This window comes from Arhodomonas sp. KWT, from assembly GCF_010993615.1.
This window is the reverse complement of the sequence record NZ_WNXE01000098.1, coordinates 2,672-7,029: the sequence shown is the minus strand read 5'-3', so window position 1 is coordinate 7,029 and position 4,358 is coordinate 2,672. Positions and strand designations below refer to the sequence as shown.

5 protein-coding genes and 1 pseudogene are annotated in these 4,358 nt (G+C 69.8%); all 6 read left to right on the top strand.

Annotation, left to right across the window (positions count from 1 at the left end; genetic code table 11):
• Positions 1–120: 120 nt before the first annotated feature.
• Complete coding sequence (gene tsf, locus G7A99_RS13115) at positions 121–999, top strand: translation elongation factor Ts (protein WP_163140800.1); 879 nt, start codon at positions 121–123, stop codon at positions 997–999.
• A 52-nt stretch (positions 1,000–1,051) separates the two neighbouring features.
• Positions 1,052–1,771, top strand: coding sequence for a UMP kinase (gene pyrH / locus G7A99_RS13110; protein ID WP_163140797.1), 720 nt, complete (start codon positions 1,052–1,054; stop codon positions 1,769–1,771).
• A 4-nt stretch (positions 1,772–1,775) separates the two neighbouring features.
• On the top strand, positions 1,776–2,333 hold the full coding sequence (gene frr / locus G7A99_RS13105) for a ribosome recycling factor (RefSeq protein WP_163140795.1): 558 nt from the start codon (positions 1,776–1,778) through the stop codon (positions 2,331–2,333).
• 115 nt (positions 2,334–2,448) lie between these two features.
• On the top strand, positions 2,449–3,222 hold the full coding sequence (gene uppS, locus G7A99_RS13100; RefSeq protein WP_163140792.1) for a polyprenyl diphosphate synthase: 774 nt from the start codon (positions 2,449–2,451) through the stop codon (positions 3,220–3,222).
• A complete protein-coding gene (locus G7A99_RS13095; protein ID WP_163140789.1) occupies positions 3,215–4,063 on the top strand; it encodes a phosphatidate cytidylyltransferase in 849 nt (282 codons plus the stop codon). Before uppS ends, G7A99_RS13095 begins: the two co-directional genes overlap by 8 nt.
• Positions 4,056–4,358 (top strand): annotated as a pseudogene (locus G7A99_RS25525) (1-deoxy-D-xylulose-5-phosphate reductoisomerase); the annotation flags it as partial. The gene G7A99_RS13095 and the pseudogene G7A99_RS25525, both read left to right, overlap by 8 nt.

The window sequence follows — 4,358 nt, the reverse complement described above, 5'->3', positions numbered from 1 at the left end:
CGTGGCCGCTGCGGAGACCGGCGAGGAGCAGCCGGCCCAGGGCGCCGAATAGCATTGCACGGGCCCGCCCGGTAACGGGCGGGCTACCTGTCTACCGAATACCGAACAGGGGAGTTACCCATGGCGATTTCCGCTCAACTCGTCAAGGACCTGCGCGAGCGCACGGGCGCGGGCATGATGGAGTGCAAGAAGGCCCTGGTCGAGGCCGAGGGCGACATCGAGGCGGCCGTCGAGGTGATGCGCAAGCGCGGCCTCGCGAAGGCCGACAAGAAGGCCGGCCGCGTGGCCGCCGAGGGCGCGATCATCATCGCCCAGAGCGACGACGCCCGCCGCGGTGCGATCGTGGAGATCAACTGCGAGACCGACTTCGTCGCCGCCGGCGACGACTTCAAGGGCTTCGCCAACGAGGTCGCCCAGCGCGTGCTCGAGGACGCCCCCGAGGACCTCGACGCGCTGATGGCGCTCAAGCTCGCCAGCGGTGACGACGTCGAGACGGCGCAGAAGGCGCTCATCGCCAAGATCGGCGAGAACGTCCAGGTCCGCCGCTTCGCGCGCTACGAGACCTCCGGTGTGCTCGCGAGCTACCTCCACGGCAGCCGCATCGGGGTGATGGTCGAACTCGAGGGCGGCGACGAGGATCTCGCCCGCGACCTGTGCATGCACATCGCGGCGAGCAATCCGGTGCACGTGACCCCGGACGAGGTCGACGAGGCGCTGGTCGCCAAGGAGCGCGACATTCTCGTCGAGCAGGCGAAGGATTCCGGCAAGCCTGCCGAGATCGTCGAGAAGATGGTCGAGGGCCGGCTGCGCAAGTGGCTCGGGGAGATTACCCTCGTGGGCCAGCCCTTCGTGAAGGATCCGGATCAGACCGTCGGCAAGCTGCTCGAGTCCAGGGGGGCCCGCGTGGCCCACTTCACCCGCTTCGAGGTGGGTGAGGGCAAGGAGAAGAAGCAGGAGAACTTCGCGGAAGAGGTCGCCGCCCAGGTCAAGGGCTCCTGAGGGCTGCTCGCCGGCGCGCGCGAAGACCCACCCCCGTCATGGAGCCCGGATCATGAGCGAGCTACGATACCGCCGCATACTGGTCAAGATCAGCGGTGAAGGCCTTCTCGGCAACGAGGCCTACGGCATCGACCCGAAGGTCACCGAGAGGCTGGCCACCGAGATCAAGGAGCTCATCGCCCGGGGCGTACAGGTCGCCCTGGTCATCGGCGGGGGCAATATCTTCCGCGGCGCCGGCCTTGCGGCCGCCGGCATGGACCGCGTGACCGGCGACCACATGGGGATGCTGGCCACCGTGATGAACGCCCTCGCGCTCCAGGACGCCCTGGAGCGCGGCGGGGTGTTCTCGCGGGTGATGTCCGCGATCAAGATCAACCAGGTCTGCGAGGACTACATCCGGCGGCGCGCGATCCGGCACCTGGAGAAGGGCCGGGTGGTGATCTTCGCCGCCGGCACTGGCAACCCGTTCTTCACCACCGACTCGGCGGCGAGCCTCCGCGCGGTGGAGATCAACGCGGACATCATGCTCAAGGCGACCAAGGTGGACGGGGTCTACTCCGCCGACCCGGTGGAGGAGCCCTCCGCCATCCGCTACCGCCGCCTCACCTACGATGAGGTCATCGAGCGCAAGCTCAACGTCATGGACGCCACGGCCATCGTGATGTGCCGTGACCAGAGCATGCCCATCATGGTGTTCGACATCACGCGTGCCGGCGCCCTCGCCGACGCGGTCGAGGGCCGCGACATTGGCACGATCGTCGAAAGGGGATAGGACCATGATCGACGAGATCCGGAAAGACGCCGACCAGCGCATGGCCAAGAGCGTGGAGAATCTCAACCACGACTTCCACAAGATCCGCACCGGCCGTGCCCACACCAGTCTGCTCGACCACGTGACCGTCTCCTACTACGGCGCGCAGGTGCCGCTCAACCAGGTGGCCAACATCACCGCGAGCGACGCGCGCACGCTGGTGGTCACGCCCTACGAGAAGAACATGATCCAGCCGGTGGAGAAGGCGATCATGGAGTCCGACCTCGGGCTCACGCCGAACTCCGCCGGGGCGGTCATCCGCATCCCGCTGCCGCCGCTGACCGAGGAGCGGCGCAAGGATCTCATCAAGATCGTCCGCGGCGAGGCCGAGCAGGCCCGTGTGGCGGTCCGCAACATCCGCCGCGACGCGAACGCCGATCTCAAGTCCCTCGCCAAGGACAAGGAGATCACCGACGACGACCGCAAGCACGGCGAGGACGAGATCCAGAAGATCACCGACCGGCGCATCGCGGAGGTGGACGAGCTGCTGCGCGACAAGGAAGCGGAGCTCATGGAGATCTGATCCCCGGCTCGGGCGTCCCCGCCGACGCGGGCGACAGGATGCGGCCGCGGCCTCCGGCTGGCCGCCTTCCGCCGTTGCGGCGGCGCCGGCCGTCTTCCCGACCCGTGGAGATATAATGACAGCGGCAGACCGCGAATCCCACAAGCCGGGCCCCGACGACGGGGTCAAACCGCGGCACATCGCCATCATCATGGACGGCAACGGGCGCTGGGCCGCCGGGCGTGGGCGCCCGCGGCACCAGGGCCACCGTGCCGGTGCCGAGGCCGCACGCCGAACGGTGGAATACTGCCTTGACCGGGGGATTCCCTGCCTGACCCTGTTCGCCTTCAGTAGCGAGAACTGGCGCCGCCCGCCGGGCGAAGTGCGCATGCTCATGGAGCTGTTCCTGCGCGCACTGGAGCGCGAGACGGGACGTCTTGCCGAGAATGGCGTGCGCCTGCGCTTCATCGGCGATCACGAGCGCCTTGCCGGGGCGCTTCGCGAACGCATGGCGGACGCGGCGCGGCGTACCGCCGGCAACGAGGCGCTGACCGTCAACGTCGCTGTCGGCTACGGCGGGCGCTGGGACATCGCCCGCGCCGCGCACCGCCTCGCTGCCCGTGTGGCCGAGGGCAGCCTGGACGCCGACGCTGTCGACGAACGGACACTGGCCGGCGAGCTCTGCCTCGCCGACCTGCCTGAGCCGGACCTGTTCATCCGCACCGGCGGCGAGCGGCGTATCAGCAACTTCCTCATCTGGCAGCTTGCCTATACCGAACTCTACTTCTGCGACGTGCTCTGGCCGGATTTCGGCGCGGATGCCCTGGACGAGGCGCTGGCATGGTTCCGCGGCCGTCAGCGGCGTTTCGGCATGACCGCCGAGCAGCTGGGATCTGACGGCCGTGCTTAGGACGCGCGTGCTCACCGCCGTGATCCTGGCCCCCCTGGCCGTCTGGCTGGTGTGGGGGGCACCGTCCTGGGTGCTCGGGGTCGCGGTGATCGCGGTCATGACGGCGGCCGGCTGGGAGTGGTCCCGGCTTGCCGGGCTGACGACGTGCCGTGGCCGGGCGCTATACACCCTCGCCTGTGCGCTCGCCTGCGGACTCGCGTGGTGGGCCTCGGCAGTGATTACCCGGGGCGGCGTGCTCGCCGGTATCACCCTTGCCTGGTGGGCCCTGCCCGTCGCCCGGCTCACCGCGTTCGCGCGCAGTGGCGGACGGCTGCCGCCGCACGACGGGCTCGACGCGATTGCCGGCGTGGCGACCCTGGCCGCGGCGTGTGGCGCGATCATGGTGGTCGAGATCCAGACCACGGCGGCCCCGGTCTGGCTCACGGTGTTGCTGGTGCTGGTCTGGGGCGGCGATATCGGCGGCTATTTCGCCGGGCGCCGGTGGGGGCGCCGGCGGCTCGCCCCGACGATCAGCCCGGGGAAGACCTGGGCCGGCGTGGGCGGGGGGCTGGTGCTGGGCCTGGCCGCCGCGGCGCTCGTTGCGCTGCTGGGTGACTGGATCCCCGGCGAGGGCCGGCTGCCGTTCTCGCCCTGGCTGCCCGTGGCGGGGGTGGTGACGATCGCCCTGAGCATTGTCGGCGATCTCTTCGAGAGCATGCTCAAGCGCCAGCGCGGCCTGAAAGACAGCGGCCAGATGCTGCCCGGTCACGGGGGACTGCTCGACCGGATCGATGCGCTGCTCGCGGCGGCACCGGTGGTGGCGGTGGCGGCCTTCGTGCTCGCCGGAGGCGCGCATGCGTGAGGTGACCGTTCTCGGTGCGACCGGATCCATCGGTACCAGCGTGCTCGATGTCGTTGACCGTCATCCGGAGCGTTTCCACGTACATACGCTCACTGCCTCGCGTAATGTCGAGGCGATGGCGGCGCTGTGCCGGCATCATTGTCCCGAGGTCGCGGTCATGGCCGATCCGCAGGCGGCCCGGGCCCTGTCCCGGGCCTTGGGCGACGGCCCCGGTGCGCCGGCCGTGCTCGCCGGCGAGGCCGGGCTGGTGGCCGCGGTCCGGGATGGCCCGGCGGATACGGTGGTCTCGGCGATC

Bases quoted from the DNA above. Each gene is read 5' to 3' on its own strand.
- tsf (WP_163140800.1), top strand. From the start codon at position 121: ATGGCGATTTCCGCTCAACTCGTCAAGGACCTGCGCGAGCGCACGGGC.
- pyrH (WP_163140797.1), top strand. From the start codon at position 1,052: ATGAGCGAGCTACGATACCGCCGCATACTGGTCAAGATCAGCGGTGAA.
- frr (WP_163140795.1), top strand. From the start codon at position 1,776: ATGATCGACGAGATCCGGAAAGACGCCGACCAGCGCATGGCCAAGAGC.
- uppS (WP_163140792.1), top strand. From the start codon at position 2,449: ATGACAGCGGCAGACCGCGAATCCCACAAGCCGGGCCCCGACGACGGG.